Raw genomic sequence first — 19,375 nt, 5'->3', positions numbered from 1 at the left:
TGTCTGGCGCACGCGCTTCGCTTCGCGGCGTGGGCGCGGGAGAAGGGCGTGAAGGTGGCCCTGGTGCACGGGCTGCTGGTGGTGGACGGCGGCCCGGCCCGGCCCCACGCCTGGGTGCGCGTGGCGCTGGTGGGCGGGGGCACGCTGGATTTGGACCCCACGTCGCTGGATGACGTCCGCGCGGACACTCACCTGGCGCTGGCGCTCGCGGAGGCGCGCGGCCCGGCGCTGGAGGCTGGAGCGCGGTGGTTGGCGCTCTTGCGCGGGGCGCACCGGGTGGTGCGCCGGCCGTGAGATGGGCGCGGGTTATTCGAAGGGGATGATGGACAGCTTCGCGCCCGCGTCGGCGCCGAGGATTTCCTTGGCGCGGGCGGGCAGGTAGGCCACCGTGTTGTCGAGCCGGGCCTGGCAGCGCACCGAGCGGAAGCGGTTGCGACCGGACTCGCGCTCGTAGGCGACGAGGATGTCGTCCCCCTCCATCTCGAAGTCCTCGTCCGCGAGCTTCACCGTGCGGTACTTGCGCACCAGCGACACGTCGGAGGTGTTGGCCTCGAAGTGCGGACCGCCGTCGAACGGGTCGATGCGCTCCACGTACCGGAAGCCGATGCGCTCCAGCATGCGCTGCACGCCGCGCGTCTGCGGGCCCACTTCGCCCAGCACCTTCTGCACGCGGTCCGGGAAGAGCGACGCGTAGATGTCCGACGCGGGGAACAGCTCCTTGATGAACTCCTTGTTCTGCCGGCTGAGGCGGTCCGCCTCCAGGTACGTCAGGCCGGTGAACTTCTTGCCGCACGCCTCCCACAAGAGGCTCCGCCCGTCGGGGAGCAGGGGCGGGAGCAGCTCCGCCAGCACGCGCGGGCGGAACAGCCGGCGGTGCATGGCGAGGAAGAGGAAGCGCACGTAGGACAGCTGCTTGCCGGGCTTGTCCGGCGTGGCCCGGTACGGCGGGTCCACCACGAGGCCGCCGATTTCGGTGGGGCCCTCGTAGTTGTAGGCGATGGACAGCACCTTGTGCCGCAGGTGCCGCTCCAGGGAGGCGGAGTAGTGCTCCCGCTCGCTCACCTCGTAATAGATGTGCGGCGCCTCGTACGTGCCGTGCTGGGCGATGATCATCGACGTGCCGATGATGAGCCCGTTGCGCACGTCCTCGAGGACGAAGAGGTACTCCCGCTCGAAGGGGTTCTTCACCTTCCCGGCGAAGCTCTTCACCGACTTGTCGATGATGTTCTCGAGCGTCTCCTCGTTGTTCGGCAGGTTCACCGTGTTGAGCACGGCGGCGAGCCGCTTGAGGCCGGCCAGGTCGGTCTTCTGGACGTCACGCAGGACAAGCATGGGTGCACCCGGGACGCCCCTGGAATGGGCGCCGGAAGGGGTGGGGACCATACACCACACCACCTGCCGGCGGTCAGCTCACGCTCGCTTGTTTCCTTGTGTGACGCGCTGAGTCATTAGGTGAACTATCCGCCCTGGCAGGCACGCGTGGCCCACGCACGGGCTCGCGCGGGGTGAAACATATATCAAACGTCCAACCCCCTGACTGGACGCTCGCCCTGTTGTCAGGCGAGTGGGAAGAAATGGTGGGGGGAATGAAGCGTGGAATGCTTTCGGCTACCGTGTGTCGACCGTTGGCTTTCAAACCTTCGCAAGGACACGTGCCATTGAGAGTCTTTGTTCCTGGAATGCTTGCGATGTGGATGCTCCCCAGTCTGGCGTTCGCCGGAGTCGTGTGGCGCGGTGACTTCGAGACGGGCAACCGCTCGCAATACTCGAGCGAGCAGGTGGTGAGCTCGGACCGGTTGTTGGTGGTGACGAACCCGGTGGCGGAGGGCAAGTACGCGCTCAAAGTCACGGTGAAGCAGGGCGACGACCCCATCAACTCCAGCGGCAATCGCAACGAGCTGGTGTACCAGGGCAAGGAGAAGGAAGGCTCCGAGTATTTCTACCGCTGGAAGGTGATGTTCGCGGCGGACTTCCCCAGCGTGGACACGTGGCAGCTCTTCACGCAGTGGCACCATGACGGGTGCTGCGGCTCACCGCCGCTGGAGTTCTACGTGCGCGGCGAGGAGATTCGCATGGCGCTCAACTACGACTCCACCATTCCATGGCGCGGCAAGCTCCAGCGCGGCGTGTGGCACGAGTTCATCCTGCACGTGAAGTGGTCCTCCAAGGCGAGCACGGGCTTCGTGGAGCTCTGGCACAACAAGGAGAAGGTGCTGGCGAAGAAGAGCGCCGTGACGATGTACGCGGGCCAGAACAACTATCTGAAGCTGGGCCTGTATCGCAGCGACACGGTGAAGCCGGTGGGCGTGCTGTACCACGACGGTTTCATCCAGGCGACGACGCTGGCGGACGTGCTGGATACGACGCCCCCGCCCACGCCGGATGCGGGCACGCCTCCTCCCGCGGATGCGGGGACGCCCACGGTGGACGCGGGCCCTCCTCCCCCGACGGACGCGGGCACGCCCACGGTGGACGCGGGACCGCCGGTCGACCCGGAGCCGGAGGAGCCCAAGGACGCGGGCACGTCGCCTGGGAGCGATGCGGGCACGTTGCCGGAGGAGGGACCCGGCGGAGTGCTGCCTCCCACGGGTGTGACTCCGGATGGCACGGACGGGGAGGCCGCGGGCTGCAACAGCGCTGGCGGGCCGCTCGCGGGGCTCGCGCTCCTGGGGTTGATGGGCCTGGCCTGGGTGCGTCGCCGGCGCGCTTGAGGCTCTCGCTGGGACGCTGTGCTCATCGACGCGGACTCGGGGGCTCGCCGCTGAAGCTCCCGAGTCCTGGGTCCGCGCTCACAGCTCCTGGGCCTGCGCGCGCTTGAGCTCCAGGTCCAGGTCCTGGGTCTCGGAGCGCTTGCTCAGGTGGGGCTCGAGGTAGCGGCTCACATAGTTCAGGGTGAGCCGCTTGGAGTCGGGCTGCTGCCAACCGGAGAGCTGGAGCTTCGTCTCCGAGTCCTTCCACGTCTTCTCCAACTGGTAGTCCGTCCTGGCCGCGAGCGCCTCGATGCGACGCCGCTCCTCGTAGGCGTGGTCGTCCCCGGTGGTCCGGGAAAAACTCGTGCCCTCGCCCAGGCTCAGGTTAAGGGACTCCGCCATGCGCAGGCGCTCCTCCGCGTCCTCGGCCGTGTCCCGACGCGAGGTGGGCGCGCCATACTTCATGCTCAGCAGCTCCGAGAGCGCACCGAAGTCCTCGCGCAGGGGCGCGTCGGTGTCGAAGCGCAGCGACACGGTGGCGAGCTTGTTCAGGGTGAATTTGAAGTCCACCGTCGCCAGGCGGTCCGTGACGCGGGTGGTGACGCGAAGGTCGCCTTGGGACGAAGTCGTCCGGGCCTCGGGATGGAGCGCGCGGACCTCGTCGGGGGACATGCCCCAGCGGGTCTCCTGGAAGCCGCTCTTGCCCCGGTAGTGGGCGAGCTCCTCCGCGGCGAAGGCGTCATTGGAAGCGCGGATGGCCTCCCGGCGCTCCAGCAGCGCCTGCTGTCGAGCCGAGGTTCCGCAGGCGGTGGCGAGCAGACACAGGGGAAGAAGTCCGGCGAGGGCGCGAAGCATCACGGGCTCCTGGAGGCGTGGGTGCGCTCCTGGGACGTCACGGGCCTCCGGAAATTCACGGGAGTTTCGGAAGCGCGGGAGACGCGGTTGATTGACAGCCATCTGTCAATCAGACAGCCTTCTGTCCATGGCGAAATACACGACGGCCGGGTCGACGTTCACGGACCTGGTGCTCGAAATCTTCCGGAACAACGGCCTGCTGCTCGCGGCGGGTGAGCGCCTCTCCGAGCCGTCGGGGCTGACGAGCGCGCGTTGGCAGGTGCTGGGTGTGGTGGACCATGAGCCGACGCCGGTGGCGAACGTGGCGCGCACCATTGGATTGACCCGGCAGAGCGTGCAGCAGACGGCGGACGCGCTGGAGGCCGAGGGGCTGGTCGAGTACCAGGACAACCCGCACCACCGCCGGGCCAAGCTCATCGCCCTGACGACGAAGGGGCGCGAGCGGCTGCGCGAGGTGGAGGCGCGTCAACTGGCCTGGGCGAACAAGGTGGGAGGCCGGGTGTCCGTGGCGTCACTGAAGACCGCGCTGGGGGCGCTCCAGGAGGTCCGGGAGGCGTTGGAGCAGGACGTCGCCGTGGCGAGCGAAGCCTGAAATCGTTGCTCCGTGTCCGGTTGGCGTGCTGCTCAGGAGAAACCCTCTCATGGATTGGCCCCTGGTGTTCGAGTTCATCCGGCAGCGCGACCCGGTGTTCCTGTCCCGGCTGGAGGGGGTGCCGGACGCCGCCATCGCGACCCTGACCGCCGGACGGGACGTCACCCTGCCTGGGTTCTATGTGGAGTTCCTGCGGCGGATGGGGGGTAGCAGCAACGACTACTGTCCGTTTGGCGCCACGCAGGACCACCGCTTCTCCGCCATCGCAGAGCGGCTCGGCGAGGACGACGACGCGCTGTCCAGCCGCTTCTTCCCCGTGGCCCTCGAAACCGACGAGTCGCAGGTGGCGTTGTATGACCACTACCTCGACCTGCGGCGCGCCGAGGATGATGACGTGCCGCTCGTGGTGCTGGAGCAGGGTGTTTCGCTCGACTTGCAATTACCCGTCGAGTCCCACGAGACCTTCGGCGAACGCATCACCACGAGCGTGTTCAGCCACTTCGAGCTGCGCCTCCGTGCGCACCACGAAGTGGTGACCCAGGGCTGCGAGGGAAGCGGGGTGTTGCCGCGGGCCGTGGCGCTGCTGCAGCGCGCCGGGTTCGTGCCTGTCCTGCCATTGCTGGGCCGCGTGGCCTGTTTGCAGGCGGGGCCGCTCAGTGTGCATGCCTGGTTCGATGAGAACCCCGCGCGGCTGAGGCTGCGGCTCGGTGGCGATGACCCGCGGGCCCTGAAGCAACTCGCGGACCGGTTGTTCGCGGACCTGCACGGTGCGCGGCGACCCCGGCCGCCGAAGGGGCCGCGCGGCGTGCGCTGAACCCCGGGGCGCTCAACCGCTCCGGTGGAACAATCACACGCATGGTGAATACAGCACAGGTGAGTCCGTCATCAGGTGTATGCACGACATCTTGCGCAGCACGGTGCTCTCCGCACTGTTGGCCACGTCCGCGACGGCGTGGGCCGAAACCCCTGTGTCTCCCGCCGCCACCGTGTCCCCGGTGCCACTGATTGCCCTGGTCCCTGGGAAGGTCCTCCATATCGACTCGCGGGGCTCGCGAACCCTCGCGGACTGCGAACAGGTCGAGGAGCACCGGATGTTGGGTGGGCCCGACAAGGGCAAGTTGTTTCGGGAGACCGAGCCGTGCTCGTTCTGGTACCTCGCCGTGCATCCACCCACGGGACGCTGGGCGATGGGTGTTTCGGTCAGCGGGGATATCGGTACGACTCGACTGGTGAGCATGACGCTGTCGGGTCGGAAGGTCGATGTGCCCACCGACAAAGCGGGTCGCGCCAAGGAGGGCAACCTGCTCGTGATGGGGGACCTGGAGGGCGTCGTGGCCATCACCCCCGGAGTCCCGGCGCAGTGGACCAGCAATCAGGTCCAGCACTCGCAGCGTCCCGAGTTGTTCACGGCAGACGGCTCTCGTGTGCTCGTCGCTAACGGGACCTTGACCACCGCGGACTGGTGGAGTTGGAGCTTCGGGCCCAAGCCGGAGGGCGTTCGCGTGTTGCCCGCGCATGTGACGGACACCGCGAGCAATGACCTGGTCCTGGGGGAGTCGCGCACCGTGGTGAGGCACGAGCGTGGCGGAGTCCGGGTCGCCACGCTGGACCCCACGGGCACGAAGCCCTGGAAGCTGGGCTCCCCCATGAAACAGAATCGGAAGGGACTGCTGACACCCGTGGTGCTCGGGGACTCGATGATCTTCTACCGCGAGGGGACGCAGGACGAGGGTATGAACTGCGAAGGTGCGGACTCGGCCACCTATCGTCGCCTCGACCTGCGCACCGGTCAGGAGAAGGTCTGGCGGACCCATGAGACGTACTGCAGCGGCTTCGGAATCGCGGCGGCGAGCGCGCGGCGCAGGACGGCGTACTTCATCGAGAGCAACTACTTCTCCACCGGCGTTTCCCAACTGTATGAGTACTCGCTCGACGGGGATGAGGTCCGTGAGCTGAAGGCTCAAGGTATGGAGGGGGTGCACGACATCAGCGAGGACGGGCGAACGCTCGTCCTGTACGCAAGGGGCGGTGTCCTCAACGTGTACGACAACGACACGGACGAGTCCGCCTGGTTGAGCGGCCTCGAGAAGGTCACCGACGCGGGGCTTCTCGACCTGCGCTGAAGGGGCGTGTGCATGGACGCGAGCGATGGACCCGGGCGCGTGGCCTGGAGATAGTAGGTGCCATGGGAGCGCATGGCGATACTCCGGCCGCCCCCGACATGGTGGCGCTTGTTGGTTATGCGCGACGCATGGCGGAGCAGGCTGGGGGCGAGGATGTGTCGGACGATGAGCTGTCCCAGGTCATCGACCGTGTCCTGTTCGGCGAGAAGGATGGCTGGGCGTGCGCGTTGGCGGGCCTGCTGACGCGGACGGAGACCGCCAACCTCGTCCTGGCGCATCTCGAGTCCTGGCTCATGCACCGCACGGGACGGAGCTGGGATGCGCCGATGCCTTGGGGAACGGACTCGCTCGTGACGGAGGTCGAGCGAGCCTTGTTCGGCGCTCGGTGAGTCGAGGTCGCGCTCGGGCTGCTTCTCGTGCGCGGAGGGTGAAGGAGGCTCACCAACCGTGACGGTCGAGCCAACTGCGGAGCGCTCGGGCGATGTCGTCGGGCGCGTCCTCCGGCGCGTGGTGTCCCGCCGGGGGGAGCGGAACGATTTCGAGGCCCGGGAGGGACTTGCGTACCCACTCGATGACTTTCGGCGCGCTCAGGCCGGTGTCCCCGAACGTCAGGAGGAGTGCGGGCTTCACGGAGGGATGGGCAAGCCACGCGTCATAGCGCTCGATGACGGCGATGACATCGGCGGGTTCTCCTTCGATGGGAAGCTCACGCGGCCACTGAAGCATGGGGCGCCGTGACGCGGCATTGGGGTAGGGGGCATAGTAGGCCTCGCGGGCGCTCTCGGTGAGGCCCGTCTTGACGCCATTGGAGAGGGAGCGTGCGAGGAACTCGTTCTGCTCCAGCACCATCTTCTCGCCGACGCCGGGCGTACGCAGCGCGCGGAACAGTTGCTCACCCTGTGGCGTCGAGTCGCTCCAGTTCATCGACCGGAAGAATGTCTCGAAGACCACGACGCCGCGCACGCGGTCCGGATGTCGCGAGGCCCAGTCCAGGGCGAGCACTCCGCCCCAGTCGTAGCCGACGAGCACGACGTCGCGCAGGTCGAGCGCGTCGAACCAGGCGTCGAGGTACCGCGCGTGGTCCGCGAAGCGATAGGCGATGTCGGGTTTGCCGGAGCTCCCCATCCCGATGAGGTCGGGCGCGAGGCAGCGGCCCCGGTCGGCGAGCTGTGGAGTCACGTTGCGCCACACGTACGAAGACGTGGGGTTGCCGTGGAGGAACACGATGGGCGAGCCGGTGCCCTCCTCTCGGTAGGAGATGAAGGAGTCGAGGACGGGGGCCTGGTGGGTGGCGGGCATGGGCGTGCGCTGGGGGAGGACAGGTGGAGACGTGTGGCACGCGATGAGCGTGCCGGTGACGAGCCAGCCGAGCAGTCTGTGCATGCGCCCAATATGCGGCCGGTGAGACCTTCCTGGCCGTGATGATTCGTGAGCAGTAACCTCACGAACCATGAGCATTCAGATAGGGGCCATCGACCTCAATCTCCTCCTGGTCCTCCACACCGTGCTCACCGAGCGCAGCGTGGTCCGAGCGTCCGAGCGGCTCCATGTCACGCCGTCGGCCATCAGCAACAGTCTGGCCCGGCTCCGTGCCCTGCTCGGGGACCCACTCGTGACGCGGAAGGGACGTGGCATCGTCCCCACGCCGAGAGCGCTCGCGTTGGCCCCCGCCATTGGCCGTGGGCTTCGAGAGATGGAGCTCGCGCTCCATGAAGTCCCATTCGAGCCGCTGCGGTGCAAGCAGACCTTCACCCTGGCCATCGCCGATGCGGGACAGCTCACGTGGGTGCCGCGAATCGCGGCGCTGATGCGCAAGGAGCTGCCGAACGCGCGCCTGGGCGTGGTCGGTATCGATTCCCTCGTCTCGCTAGGGGACCTGGGGTCGGGGCAGGTGGATTTGCACCTGGGCGTGGCGGGACAGGGAGCAGGTCTGCACTTCGAGCCGTTGTTGACGGAGCGCACCGTGCTCGTGGCTCGCCGAGGGCACCCGGTGCTGGGCAAGCGCCAGTCGGCACGGGCGCTGGGGGGACTCCGGCATGTCCGCGTGGAGATGGTGCCGGGAAAGGGCTTCGGTGATGCCGTTGGAGCCGCCTACGCACGGGCGGGCATCCCGCGGGAGGTCGTCATGACGGTGCCCACGTTCACCGCGGCAGCGGCGGTCGTCGCCGCGACCGACCTGGTCGCGACGTTGCCAGAGTCGCTCGTACACGAGCACGGCGCGCGTCTCACGGTGCATCCGGTCGACGCGCCGCATCCCTCACATTCCGTCAGAATCTCGATGTGCTGGCACGAGCGCACCCACGCCGACCCGGCCGCGCGCTTCTTCCGCGAGCTGGTGCGGCGGGGTGTCGTGGCCGAGTGAAGTGGCTCGGCTCAGCGCTGCCCTGATTCCAGGCCGGGCCTGTCTTCGAAAAGCTGGACCCAGCGCCCGTCGAAGCCACCGCTCGTTGGCGAGTACCACGCGCCCGGCAGCCAGAAGCCATGCTCCACGCCATCCTTCGAGTCCGTGAAGCCCGTGTGCACGAAGTAGTCGTGCTGCCACCAGAAGGAACCCGGCGACGTGCCGTAGCCGCTCGCGCTCGCCCGAGTCTGGCCGCGAGAGTCCGCCACGCTGCTGGCATAGGCATTGTCGTGGAACGCATTCGAGCCACCCCCGCCGAAGTCGGACGCGCTGTCGTTCAGCTCGAACGTGCCCAGCAGCCACTTCTTCGCGATGTAGCCCTCGCGGTCATCCTCGTTCTCGATGTCGCGCGTCTGCGGGAAGAAGCGCTGCATCCCCGCGCTCACCTCCGCCTGTCCCGCCTCGTTGACAATGGCGCTCTCCAGCCAGAAGTCGATGGGGGACGTGTCCTTCCAGTGCGTCGTGTAGCCGCCGTATTGCCAGTGCGTGGGCAGGATGTCCGCGAGGTCCTGAAGCTCGTACGTGATTCGCTTCACGTTGGGCCAGGTGACGGTCTTCCCGTTGTCGTAGCGGCTCGCCAGCGCGTCCGCCGTCGCATACGTGAGCGCCCGCGCGCCGAACGCCGCCACCGCGTCCGCCGAACCCTCCGGCACGAAGGCGTAGTGCACGTTCTTCCTACCATCGTTGTTGACCCCGGCCTCCGCCTTGCCCGCGCTCGCCATGCGGCCCGCGAAGAACGAGTAGGGGTCCGTGCAGAAGCGCAGCTCCTGTCCATGCGCCGCCGCCAGCTTGTCGGACCACTCCGCCTGCCAGATGAGCAGGTGCTTGCCCGTGGCCGTCTGCATGAAGTTCAGGTCCACGTGCCCCGCACGGCGCACGACGTTGCGCTTGTGCTGCGTCACCACTCCGTAAGCAACGGACTCACCACTGCCCGGGTTGCCCACCACGTTCTGGACGAGCAGCTCCACCCGCTCCCAGTCGTGGAGCTGGTAGTCCCCGGCCGCGTTCTTATCGAGCGCGTGATACACGTGGTAGATGAGGACGAGGTTCTTGCCTCCGTCCATGAACTCGATGAGCGACGTGTACAGCGTCGGCCGGATGCGCCAACCGTCATAGGCGCTGGGGCCTGTACGAGACGCGTCGACGTACTGGGGGATCTGCTTCCAGTTCAGCTTGTTGTTCGAGAAGTTCCCATCCCGGTCGAAGTCGAAGTTCGTCACCCAGTCATAGCCGTGCCGCCCATCGTTCCCGTTGCCGCGCTTGAGGATGACGGGCGCGTAGTACTGGAGGAACGCCTGCCGCTGTGCGCTCGTCAGGGACCAGGCCTGCGCGTGGGCCTGCGTGGGCCAGCACAGCGCGGCGAAGGTCAGCGCGAGCACGCCGTACAGGCCGAGCCCTCGAAACATCGGAGCACGTCTCGTGGTGTCTGGAGTCATGCCCCCGAGCAAACCATGACTCTTCCCATATCAATGCTGGGAAAACGTGAATAAGTGCATTTCCTGAAAGGATGGCGCTGTGCGTCGCTTGAAGCTTCACGGGGCCCGTGTCAGGAACCGCGCATGCGCGATGACTCGACTGGCGGTGATGGAGGCGTGCCCCACCTGAGCCCGGAGGAGTTCCGGAAGCTCGGTCACCGGATGGTGGACTGGATTGCCGACTATCAGGCGCGGCTGGAGTCCTTCCCGGTGCGCTCCCAGGTGGCGCCTGGTGGCGTCGCGTCGAAGCTACCCGAGCATCCTCCCGAGGAGGGGCTCGCGGGCGAGGCCGGCTGGGAAGGCATCTTCAAGGACCTGGAGGACATCATCCTGCCGGGGCTCACGCATTGGCAGTCACCGTCCTTCTTCGCGTACTTCCCGGCGAATGCCTCCGGGCCCGCCGTGCTCGGAGAGCTGCTGTCCGCGGGCCTGGGCGTGCAGGGCATGCTCTGGTCCACCAGTCCCGCCGCGACGGAGCTGGAGACGCGGGTGCTCGACTGGCTCGCGGAGCTGACGGGCCTGCCCGAGGACTTCCGTTCCACCTCCGCCACCGGAGGCAGTGTCATCCAGGGCACCGCGAGCGAGGCCACGCTCGTCGCCATGGTGGCCGCTCGCGAGCGCGCCCGTCGTCACGGCGCTCCCGCTGATTCCGAGTGGGTGGCCTATGCGTCCACGCAGGCGCACTCCTCCGTGCTCAAGGCGGCCATGTTGTGCGGAGTCGCCCACGGCGCCGAGGACACGACGCATGTGCGGCTCATCGAGACGAGTGCCCGCTACGGGATGCGGCCGGAACTGCTGGAGCGCACCATCCGCGAGGACCTCGATGCGGGGCGCGTGCCCTTCTTCGTGTGCGCCACCGTGGGGAGCACGTCGTCGGGCGCCGCGGACCCGGTTCGCGCGGTGGGCGAGGTGATGGCCCGCACGCCCATGCGTGCGTCGGGCGGTTGGCTGCATGTCGACGCGGCCTGGGCGGGCGCGGCGCTGGTGTGCCCCGAGCACCGGGACCTGCTCGATGGCATGTCCGGGGTGGACTCGCTCGCGTTCAATCCGCACAAGTGGCTGCTCACCAACTTCGACTGCAATGCCTTCTACACGCGCGACAGGAAGGCGCTGCTCGATGCGCTCAGCGTGACGCCGGAGTACCTGCGCAACGCCGCGAGCGCGAGCGGCGCCGTCATCGACTACCGCGACTGGCAGGTGCCGCTGGGGCGCCGCTTCCGTGCGCTGAAGCTGTGGTTCGTGCTGCGTCACTATGGCGCGAAGGGCCTGCGGGCCCACATCCGTGAGCACGTGCGGCTGGGGGAGCGCTTCGAGTCGTGGGTGTCCGAGGATGAGCGCTTCGAGGTGGCCGTGCCCCGCTCATTGTCACTGGTGTGCTTCCGTTTGAAGCCGCTGCCTGGCGAGCCTCCTCAGGCCACGGACGCGCGCAACCGGGAGCTGCTGGAGCGGGTGAATGCCTCGGGCAAGATGTTCCTCTCACACACCGTGCTGCATGCGGTGGAGGGGGCGCCTGCTCGCTACGTGCTGCGGATGGCCATCGGGGCCTCGATGACGCAGGAGCGACACGTACGCGCCGCGTGGGAACTTCTCGCGTCGTCCGTCGGCTGACGTCCTCCAGGAACACGGCCGAGGGGCGCGCGCCAGGGGACACGTCCGTGTGTCCCTTTACACGGCGTAATGAAATGCGACGGAAGGCGAAGCGTTCTCTCGCCAGCCAGGCAACTGGTTGTCGCGGTACCCCACACCCCCGTCGCTCTCCTGGAGTCCTTCGTGTCACGACGTGCCCTGTTCCTGCCGCTCTGCGCGCTGCTGGCTTGCGCCCACTCCCAGCCGGTCTCTCCTCCAGCGGCCGCCGCGGCCTCGACGGTGTCTTCTCCAGAGGCCAGCGCCGCGATGACGCGGGCCTGGATGGCCCAGCACGAGGGGGACGCGGCGAAGGGGCACGCCGAGCTGCGACAGGTGTGGGACGCGGGACACCAGTTCGAGGAGGTGGCTCGCGCCGCCGCGGGCATGGCCGCTGCTTCGGGCGATACGGCCATGGCCATGACCTGGTTGGAGCGGGCGCTCGACAAGGGACTGGCCGACCCGGCGGGCCTGCTTCACGCCAAGGCGCTGGCCTCGCTGCGCACACTGCCGGGTTACGACGCGTTGGTGGAGCGCGCCCGGAAGAACGCGCTGGAGGCCCGGCGCACCTGGGGCGTGGGCGAAGGTCTGGAGCGAAGCTCTCCGCGCGAGGCCGGACTGTCTGAGCCCGCGTTGGAGGAGCTGCTGAAGGCCGCCGAGAAGTCGGGCTCCGCGGGACTCGTGCTGCTGCGTCACGGCAAGCTGGTGGGGGAGTGGTACTTCGGCGGCGAGACGCATCGCATCGAGGCCATGTCCGCCACCAAGGGCATGGTGGCGCTGGCCATCGGCCTGCTCATCGACGAGGGGAAGATTCCGTCCGTGGACACTCCGGTCTCCACCTTCTTTCCCGAGTGGAAGGACGGCCTCAAGGGCAAGGTGACGCTGAAGCACCTGCTCAATCACACGTCGGGACTGGCCTCGAATCGCACCGCCTTCGACATCTACGAGTCCAAGGACTTCGTGCGCTACGCGCTGGACTCCGAGGTGGTGGACGAGCCCGGCAGCAAGCATGCGTACAACAACAAGGCCACCAATCTCGTCGCGGGCATCGTGGAGCGCGCGTCGGGTGAGAAGATGGATGTGTATCTCGCGCGGAAGCTCTTCACGCCGCTCGGCATCCGCGACTTTCGCTGGGACAAGGACCCGTCGGGCAACCCCGTGGGCATGGCGGGCCTGCAGCTCCATCCCGTGGACTTCGCCAAGGTGGGGCAGATGCTGCTCCAGGGCGGCACGTGGAAGGGCCAGCGTGTCCTGAGCGCGTCGTACATCCAGGCGTTGGGCGGTGCTCCCGCTCAGCCGCACACGCCCACGGGGGGACTGCTCTGGTGGCTCCTCTACGAGCAGGGCATGTCCGTCACGCTCGGTACGGACATGCTGGAGCAGGCTCGACGCAACGGCTTCCCCGAGGCTCCGCTGGCCCGGCTGCGGGACATCGCGGACCGCCCCATTCCGCAGGGCGTGTTCCTGGCCACGTTCGTGGAGAAGCTGGGAGACGCCTCCCTGCTCACTGACTTCATGGAGAAGTCCGCTCCCTACAACTTCAAACAGAACGTGGAGGGCCCGCCCAGCGGCTTCGCGGCGATTGGCCAGGGCGGACAGCGTGTCCTCGTGCTGCCGAAGTACGACCTCGTGGCCGTGCGCATGTCGGACTCCGATGAGCGCGTTCCCGACGAGGCCCTGGAGTTCTCCGAGTTCACCGGCAAGGTGCTCGACCTCGTCCGGCCCGCCCCCGCCGCGCGCTGAGTCGCCTGCTCTCTCGGAGTCCTCGCGGCTGGGGCCATGTGGCATCATGGTGGACGCTCATGGTGCCGCACCGTCCCATCTCGCTCGTCCTCAGCTATCAGTACCCGGGCAAGTACGCCTTCACCGTGCTGGCGGGCGCCGTCGAATCCGACCCCGCGCTCGCGGACGTGAAGCTGTTCTTCCCTCGCGACAGGCAGACGCTGCTCTCCACCGTGAAGGAGCGCGCCGACGCGGGCGACACGGTGGTGGCCGCGTGGTCCTTCTACTCCGCCAGCTTCGCCGTCTCCGCGGAGGAACTCGCGTGGGTGCGCGAGCGACTGGAGGGCCGCTCCGTCCTCTGCATCGCGGGCGGAGTCCACGCGACGGCCGAGCCCGTCCAGACGCTCCAGGCCGGCTTCGACCTCATCGCGATTGGGGAAGGCGAGTACTCGCTGCGCGAGCTGCTCGGGCGCGTGCAGCGCGGAGAAGACCCGCGTGACACGCACGGCGTGGCCCACCTGAAGGACGGCAAGCTGGTGCAGCACGGCCGGGGCGAGGGCGTGAAGCTCGACGACTTCCCTCCCTTCGCGGCCCGTCACGCCATGTTCGGCGCCATCGAGATTACGCGCGGCTGCATCTACGCGTGCCGCTTCTGCCAGACGCCCTTCATGAGCAAGGCGCGCTTCCGCCATCGCTCCGTGGCCAACATCGCGCACTGGGCCCGAGAGCTGCGGCGCTCGGGGCGGCGGGACATCCGCTTCATCACGCCCACGTCCATGTCCTACGGCACCGCCGACGAGACGATGAACCTGGCCGCCGTGGAGGAGCTGCTCGCCGCCGTGCGCGAGGCCATGGCTCCCGATGGGCGCGTGTACTACGGCACCTTCCCCTCGGAGGTCCGTCCCGAGCACGTCACACCGGAGGCGCTCGCGGTCCTCAAGCGCTACGTCCACAACGACAACCTCATCATCGGCGGGCAGTCCGGCTCCGAGCGCATCCTCCAGGCCACGCGCCGCGGCCATGACGTGGAGACGGTGGTGCGCGCCACGCGGCTCGCGGTGGAGGGCGGCTTCGTCCCCAACGTGGACTTCATCCTCGGCCTCCCGGGCGAGACGCCCGAGGACGTGGAGGCCACTGTCTCCCTGATGGAAAAGCTGGGGAAGCTGGGCGCGCGCGTCCACGGACACACCTTCATGCCGCTGCCCGGCACGCCCTATCGCGACGCCGCGCCAGGGCGGGTGGATGAGGAGACGCAGCGCAAGCTGGACACGCTCGCCTCCCAGGGCCGGCTGTATGGCCACTGGAAGCAGCAGGTGGCGCTGGCGGAGGGCATCGCCTCGCGACGAAGGCCCCGGGCGGGCTAGCGTCCCTTGCCCGCGTCACTTCCTCGGGCCCGCGAGCGCTCAGGCGATTAGGATGGGTGCGCGATGTCCTCCGACGAGACCCCTCCCTACTGGTTGCTCATCTCCGTCCTCTTCAGCTCCCAGCCGCTGACGCCCTCGCTCGCCATGACGCTGCACCAGACGGCGTACGAGCTGCACGAGCGGGGAGAGGGCGCGAAGGACGTCGCCGGGGACATGCTGAGCGGCAAGGTGCGCAACCTGCGCAAGGACGTGGCGCTCGGCGGCATCGCCGGGCCTGCCTTCGAGGCGGACATCGAGACGGAGCGCGGCTCCGGCGTGGTGCGCTTCATCCTCACGCGCCAGGGCCTGGAGATGATGCGCCAGCAGCCCGCGACGCCGCCTCGCCCGAAGTACCTCAACTGAGGTGACGGGGGGCTGCTCGCCGGCTCTCTCGCTGCGCGAAGCGTCCCGTCGTCCCCACCTTCGAGTCACGGGCTGAGTGCACCCTCGAAGGAGCGACCCCCATGGACCCGAAGGAGTATCTCCAGACGCCGCTCGGAATCCCCCTGGACCCCGAGAAGCAGAAGGACCCGGAGGCGGATGGAGACCGGGTGCCCGCCGAGGGGCGCGCCGAGTTCCTCAACGACATCACGGGGCAGGACGGCGGTCAGCGCACGGAGGTGGGCCATCCGTATGATGGCGCCGGGGACCTCCAGCAGGGCCAGCGCGCCGAGTACCTCAAGCGCGCCGAGCGCAAGACGACGAAGAAGCGCTAGCGACTAATCCAGCGACACCTTCGTGCGGTTGCCCATGTGGAAGATGGAGTTGCTCAGCGTCGCGGCGGACAGCTCCGCCAACTCCATCATCACCTTCTGCTCCTCCGCCTCCTTGGAGCCCGCCGCCGGCGTGGACGCGGCCTGCGCGCCGTCCGCGGAGCTGGCGTCCTTGGCCACGGGGGGACGGCCCACGGCCGACAGGTAGGAGTTCAGCAGCCCGCCGTGCGAGGAGCCGCCCACGGAGTTGAGCGCCGACTGCACCACGAGGCCGCCCGTGGACATCAGCGGATCACCCGGGCGGTTCGCCGCCGACATCATGTTGTTGTTGTGCTGCTGCATCACCGCGCCGAAGCCCGCGCGCGAGGCCGCGGCGTTGGCCTGCGGCGTGGGGACCTGGACCCGAGGACCGGTGAGGTTGTTGATGCGGCTCATGGTGGGCTCCTTGGCAAACCGAGGGCGCACGAAGCGCGATTCTCGGAGGTCTGCACACATTATCGCCCGAAGCCCCGGGAAGTTGCGTCCGGGCGCGCGGAGCCTGCCCGCTGGCCAGAAAAACGACCGAAGGCCGCGGACTTACGGGCAGGGTGCCCCAAGTCCACGGCCTTCGGATGGATCAGCGAAAAAGGCGCCCGATTAGAACTGGTGGGCCTCGGTGGACTCGTGCAGGGCCAGGGTGCTGGCGGAGCCGCCGGAGATGACCTCGGCGACCTGGTCGAAGTAGCCGGTGCCGACCTCGCGCTGGTGACGGGTGGCGGTGTAGCCGTCCTTCTCCGAGCCGAACTCGCCCTGCTGGAACTCGCTGTAGGCCGCCATGCCGCGGTCCTTGTACTTGCGGGCCAGCTCGTACATCGAGTGGTTCAGCGCGTGGAAGCCGGCCAGGGTGACGAACTGGAACTTGTAGCCCATGGCGCCCAGCTCACGCTGGAACTTCGCGATGGTGGCGTCGTCCAGGTTCTTCTTCCAGTTGAAGGACGGCGAGCAGTTGTAGGCCAGCATCTTGTTGGGGAACTTCTCGCGGACGGACTCGGCGAACTTCTTGGCCTGGGCGAGGTCCGGGGTGCTGGTCTCGCACCAGACGAGGTCCGCGTAGGGCGCGTAGGCGAGGCCGCGGGCGATGGCGCAGTCGAGGCCGCCGTTGAGGCGGTAGAAGCCCTCGGAGGTGCGGCCGTTCTTGCGGTCGATGAAGGCGTGGTCGTACTCGTCCGAGTCGCTCATCAGCAGCTTGGCGCTGTCGGCGTCCGTGCGGGCGACGAGCAGGGTGGGCACGCCCATGACGTCGGCGGCGAGGCGCGCGGCGGTGAGGGTGCGGATGAAGTGGTTGGTGGGCACCAGGACCTTGCCGCCCATGTGGCCGCACTTCTTCTCGCTGGCGAGCTGGTCCTCGAAGTGGACGCCCGCGGCGCCGGCTTCAATCATGCTCTTCATCAGCTCGAAGGCGTTGAGCGGGCCGCCGAAGCCGGCCTCGGCGTCGGCGATGATGGGGGCGAACCAGTAGCGGTCGCTCTTGCCCTCGGCGTGGTCGATCTGGTCCGCGCGGCGCAGGGCGTTGTTGATCTTCTTCACCACGGTGGGGACGCTGTCCACCGGGTAGAGGCTCTGGTCCGGGTACATCTGTCCGGCGGAGTTGGCGTCGGCGGCGACCTGCCAGCCGGAGAGGTAGATGGCCTTCAGGCCCGCGCGGACCATCTGCACGGCCTGGTTGCCGGTGAGCGAGCCGAGCGCGTTGATGTAGTCCTCGGTGTGGAGCAGCTCCCACAGCCGCTTCGCGCCGACTTCCGCCAGCGTGTAGCTGATGGGCAGGGTGCCACGCAGCTTCAGCACGTCCTTGTCGGTGTAGTTGCGGGTGATGCCCTCGAAGCGTCGAGCGTGGAGCTTGGCGTGGGGAGTGGCATCCGGGGTCGTCGTGGTGGCGTCGTACATCGCAGGCTCCTCGGTGCGGCGGTGAAGGGTTGAAGAAGAACGAAAGGTTTCAGCGGGTGGCATCCAGCGCCGCGTAGGCGGGCAGGGTGAGGAAGTCCTCGAAGGTGGAGGCGGTGGACAGGCGCTCGAAGAGTTCGCGGGCGCGCGTCACGTGGTCGGCGCCGTAGCGCTGCTGGACGCCTTCGCGCTCCAGCTCGGCCATCTCCTCGGCGAGCAGCGTCTGGAACAGCGCGGTGGTCACCTTGCGGCCGTCGTCGAGCGGGGCGCCGTGGTGAATCCACTGCCAGACCTGGGCGCGGGAGATTTCGGCGGTGGCCGCGTCCTCCATCAGGTTGTAGAGCGGCACGCAGCCCAGTCCGCCCAGCCAGGCGGCGGTGTATTGGATGCCGACGCGGAGGTTGTGGCGCAGGCCCTCTTCGGTGCGCGTGCCGGAGGGGACCTTGAGCAGGTCGGCCTCGGTGATGCGGACGTCCTCGCGCTTGTTGGAGAGCTGGTTTTCGCCCTTCATGTTCGCGTCGAAGATGTCGCGAGCGAGGGCGACGAGGCCGGGGTGGGCGACCCACGTCCCGTCGTGGCCGTTCTTCACCTCGCGCAGCTTGTCGGCGCGGACCTTCTCGAGGACGGCCTCGTTGGCGGCGGCGTCACCCTTGATGGGGATGAACGCGGCCATGCCGCCCATGGCGTGGACATTGCGGCGGTGGCAGGTCTGGATGAGCAGTTGGGAGTAGGCGTTGAGGAACGCCTTGTCCATGGTGACCTGGCCGCGGTCCGGGAGGACGACGCTGGTGTCGGACTGGAGCGTCTTGATGAAGCTGAAGATGTAGTCCCAGCGGCCGCAGTTGAGGCCGGCGGAGTGCTCGCGCAGCTCGTGGAGGATTTCGTCCATCTCGAAGGCGGCGGGGAGCGTTTCGATGAGGACGGTGGCCTTGATGGTGCCGCGGGGGATTCCGAGGGTGTCCTGGGCGAGCAGGAACACGTCGTTCCAGAGGCGGGCCTCCAGGTGGCTCTGCATCTTCGGCAGGTAGAAGTAGGGGCCGGTGTTCCGCGCGAGCTGCTCGCGGACGTTGTGGAAGAAGAAGAGGCCGAAGTCGAAGAGGGAGCCGGAGATGGGCTTGCCGTCGATTTCGACGTGGCGCTCGGGCAGGTGCCAGCCGCGAGGACGCACGAAGAGGACGGCGGGCTTCTCGTTGAGGGCGTAGTGCTTGCCGCCGTCGGCGGTGAAGGAGATGCGGCGGCGGACGGCGTCGCGGAGGTTGAGCTGGCCGCGGACGACGTTGTCCCAGGTGGGGCTGTTGGCGTCCTCGAAGTCCGCCATGAAGACGTTCGCGCCGGAGTTGAGCGCGTTGATGATCATCTTCCGGTCCACGGGGCCGGTGATTTCGACGCGGCGGTCCTGGAGGTCCGGAGGCAGGGGAGCCACCGTCCAGTGGCTGTCCCGGATGGCCTTCGTTTCCGGCAGGAAGTGGGGACGCTCGCCCTTGCGCCAGGACGCCTGGACCGTCTTGCGGCGCTCCAGGAGGGCTTCACGGCGTTCGCCGAAGGCGCGGGCGAGGCGGGCGACGAAATCGAGGGCGGCCGGGGTGAGGACCTCGGCGTAATCGGGGTGCCACGGCCCCTTGACGGCCACGCCAGCGCTGAAGGCCGGGGTCTTCGAGGAGGGGGCATCCGCGGTCATCTCGACTCCTTGGCTTGCTGCGTTGTAAATCAGCTTCGACGGGTCGGAAAATGGATCTTCCGAGGGAGGAAAGGAAGTGTCGGTCAATTTGTGCCTGCTTGGCTGTAATGCTGTCAACACCCGCCGGATTAAATCTGTAAATCAACAGACTTGGCGCGGGTTTGGCGGGGAGGGGGCGGC

Annotated in this window: 19 protein-coding genes; 12 read left to right on the top strand and 7 right to left on the bottom strand. The window is 68.0% G+C overall.

The window, feature by feature from the left end:
* A partial coding sequence (locus FJV41_RS36870) for a lasso peptide biosynthesis protein (RefSeq protein WP_181791187.1) occupies positions 1 to 294 on the top strand: 294 nt, incomplete at its 5' end.
* Positions 295 to 306: 12 nt separating this feature from the next.
* Here the strand turns inward: FJV41_RS36870 and FJV41_RS36865 are convergent.
* A complete protein-coding gene (locus tag FJV41_RS36865) occupies positions 307 to 1,332 on the bottom strand; it encodes an arginine N-succinyltransferase (protein ID WP_141647287.1) in 1,026 nt (341 codons plus the stop codon).
* Between the two features lie 356 nt (positions 1,333 to 1,688).
* Between FJV41_RS36865 and FJV41_RS36860 the strand changes: the two genes are divergently transcribed.
* Complete coding sequence (locus tag FJV41_RS36860; RefSeq protein WP_246137649.1) at positions 1,689 to 2,711, top strand: polysaccharide lyase family 20 protein; 1,023 nt, start codon at positions 1,689 to 1,691, stop codon at positions 2,709 to 2,711.
* A gap of 78 nt (positions 2,712 to 2,789) precedes the next feature.
* Here FJV41_RS36860 and FJV41_RS36855 read toward each other — a convergent pair whose 3' ends face one another.
* Positions 2,790 to 3,545 (bottom strand): hypothetical protein, encoded by a 756-nt coding sequence (locus tag FJV41_RS36855; RefSeq protein WP_141647286.1) that lies wholly within the window; start codon positions 3,543 to 3,545, stop codon positions 2,790 to 2,792.
* Between the two features lie 127 nt (positions 3,546 to 3,672).
* On the opposite strand from FJV41_RS36855, the gene FJV41_RS36850 reads away from it, so the two are divergent.
* The 4 genes from FJV41_RS36850 (at position 3,673) to FJV41_RS36835 (ending at position 6,649) form a co-directional block, all read left to right on the top strand.
* Entirely contained in the window at positions 3,673 to 4,137 is a 465-nt protein-coding gene (locus FJV41_RS36850) for a MarR family winged helix-turn-helix transcriptional regulator (protein WP_141647285.1), read from the top strand.
* A 49-nt stretch (positions 4,138 to 4,186) separates the two neighbouring features.
* Positions 4,187 to 4,951, top strand: a complete 765-nt coding sequence (locus tag FJV41_RS36845; protein ID WP_141647284.1) for a hypothetical protein — start codon at positions 4,187 to 4,189, stop codon at positions 4,949 to 4,951.
* A 79-nt stretch (positions 4,952 to 5,030) separates the two neighbouring features.
* Positions 5,031 to 6,260: a hypothetical protein gene (locus FJV41_RS36840; protein WP_141647283.1), complete on the top strand. Its 1,230-nt coding sequence runs from the start codon at positions 5,031 to 5,033 to the stop codon at positions 6,258 to 6,260.
* Between the two features lie 62 nt (positions 6,261 to 6,322).
* A complete protein-coding gene (locus FJV41_RS36835) occupies positions 6,323 to 6,649 on the top strand; it encodes a hypothetical protein (protein ID WP_181791185.1) in 327 nt (108 codons plus the stop codon).
* A 49-nt stretch (positions 6,650 to 6,698) separates the two neighbouring features.
* Here FJV41_RS36835 and FJV41_RS36830 read toward each other — a convergent pair whose 3' ends face one another.
* Entirely contained in the window at positions 6,699 to 7,643 is a 945-nt protein-coding gene (locus FJV41_RS36830) for a haloalkane dehalogenase (RefSeq protein WP_141647281.1), read from the bottom strand.
* 67 nt (positions 7,644 to 7,710) lie between these two features.
* On the opposite strand from FJV41_RS36830, the gene FJV41_RS36825 reads away from it, so the two are divergent.
* Entirely contained in the window at positions 7,711 to 8,622 is a 912-nt protein-coding gene (locus tag FJV41_RS36825; RefSeq protein WP_141647280.1) for a LysR family transcriptional regulator, read from the top strand.
* Between the two features lie 11 nt (positions 8,623 to 8,633).
* Here the strand turns inward: FJV41_RS36825 and FJV41_RS36820 are convergent, their stop codons facing one another.
* Complete coding sequence (locus FJV41_RS36820; RefSeq protein ID WP_246137648.1) at positions 8,634 to 10,067, bottom strand: hypothetical protein; 1,434 nt, start codon at positions 10,065 to 10,067, stop codon at positions 8,634 to 8,636.
* Positions 10,068 to 10,220: 153 nt separating this feature from the next.
* Between FJV41_RS36820 and FJV41_RS36815 the strand changes: the two genes are divergently transcribed.
* The 5 genes from FJV41_RS36815 (at position 10,221) to FJV41_RS36795 (ending at position 15,600) form a co-directional block, all read left to right on the top strand.
* Positions 10,221 to 11,744, top strand: a complete 1,524-nt coding sequence (locus tag FJV41_RS36815; protein ID WP_141647278.1) for a pyridoxal-dependent decarboxylase — start codon at positions 10,221 to 10,223, stop codon at positions 11,742 to 11,744.
* A 162-nt stretch (positions 11,745 to 11,906) separates the two neighbouring features.
* On the top strand, positions 11,907 to 13,502 hold the full coding sequence (locus FJV41_RS36810; protein ID WP_246137647.1) for a serine hydrolase domain-containing protein: 1,596 nt from the start codon (positions 11,907 to 11,909) through the stop codon (positions 13,500 to 13,502).
* A gap of 59 nt (positions 13,503 to 13,561) precedes the next feature.
* Positions 13,562 to 14,845: a TIGR04013 family B12-binding domain/radical SAM domain-containing protein gene (locus tag FJV41_RS36805; protein ID WP_141647276.1), complete on the top strand. Its 1,284-nt coding sequence runs from the start codon at positions 13,562 to 13,564 to the stop codon at positions 14,843 to 14,845.
* A 63-nt stretch (positions 14,846 to 14,908) separates the two neighbouring features.
* The gene (locus FJV41_RS36800) at positions 14,909 to 15,247 is read left to right on the top strand and encodes a hypothetical protein (protein ID WP_141647275.1); all 339 of its coding nucleotides are present in this window, start codon (positions 14,909 to 14,911) and stop codon (positions 15,245 to 15,247) included.
* 101 nt (positions 15,248 to 15,348) lie between these two features.
* On the top strand, positions 15,349 to 15,600 hold the full coding sequence (locus tag FJV41_RS36795) for a hypothetical protein (protein WP_141647274.1): 252 nt from the start codon (positions 15,349 to 15,351) through the stop codon (positions 15,598 to 15,600).
* A gap of 3 nt (positions 15,601 to 15,603) precedes the next feature.
* Here FJV41_RS36795 and FJV41_RS36790 read toward each other — a convergent pair whose 3' ends face one another.
* The 3 genes from FJV41_RS36790 to aceB all read right to left on the bottom strand — a co-directional run bounded on the left by FJV41_RS36790 (position 15,604) and on the right by aceB (position 19,195).
* Entirely contained in the window at positions 15,604 to 16,032 is a 429-nt protein-coding gene (locus tag FJV41_RS36790; protein ID WP_141647273.1) for a hypothetical protein, read from the bottom strand.
* 201 nt (positions 16,033 to 16,233) lie between these two features.
* A complete protein-coding gene (gene aceA, locus FJV41_RS36785; RefSeq protein ID WP_141647272.1) occupies positions 16,234 to 17,520 on the bottom strand; it encodes an isocitrate lyase in 1,287 nt (428 codons plus the stop codon).
* A 49-nt stretch (positions 17,521 to 17,569) separates the two neighbouring features.
* Complete coding sequence (aceB, locus tag FJV41_RS36780) at positions 17,570 to 19,195, bottom strand: malate synthase A (RefSeq protein WP_141647271.1); 1,626 nt, start codon at positions 19,193 to 19,195, stop codon at positions 17,570 to 17,572.
* Positions 19,196 to 19,375 lie beyond the last annotated feature (180 nt).

Origin of the sequence: Myxococcus llanfairpwllgwyngyllgogerychwyrndrobwllllantysiliogogogochensis (assembly GCF_006636215.1) — a bacterium.
GTDB classification, from domain to species: domain Bacteria; phylum Myxococcota; class Myxococcia; order Myxococcales; family Myxococcaceae; genus Myxococcus; species Myxococcus llanfairpwllgwyngyllgogerychwyrndrobwllllantysiliogogogochensis.
The sequence above is the reverse complement of the archived record's forward strand: the minus strand, read 5'-3'. Positions and strand labels throughout refer to the sequence as shown.